This is a genomic window from Mycobacterium sp. DBP42, assembly GCF_005924235.1.
GTDB lineage: Bacteria > Actinomycetota > Actinomycetes > Mycobacteriales > Mycobacteriaceae > Mycobacterium > Mycobacterium syngnathidarum.
Map to the genome: position 1 here is coordinate 1 of NZ_VCMY01000132.1, position 254 is coordinate 254.

The 254-nt window shown below is 61.8% G+C and carries 1 pseudogene; it reads left to right on the plus strand.

What is annotated here, in order from left to right:
- Positions 1-128: pseudogene (locus tag E0T84_RS31730) on the plus strand (ATP-binding protein); the annotation flags it as partial.
- Between the last annotated feature and the right edge of the window lie 126 nt (positions 129-254).

A 254-nucleotide genomic window follows, 5' to 3' on the forward strand; every position in this document is an offset into this window, starting at 1 on the left:
CCTACGAACGCCGCTCCCTGGCCATCGGATCGCACTGGCCGTTCGAACAATGGGGTCGCTTCCTACCTGAGCAGACCACCGCAGTCAGCATCCTCGACCGCCTCCTGCACCACGCCACCGTCGTCATTGAATCGCCCTGGTTTTGCCGGAGGCTCGGGCTATTGGATTGCGACCAGTGGTTGGTCGGTCCGTTGTGCATCGTAGAACGTGGCTTCGTACTCGGCGGGTGGGACGTCGTTGAGGTAGCCGTGTAA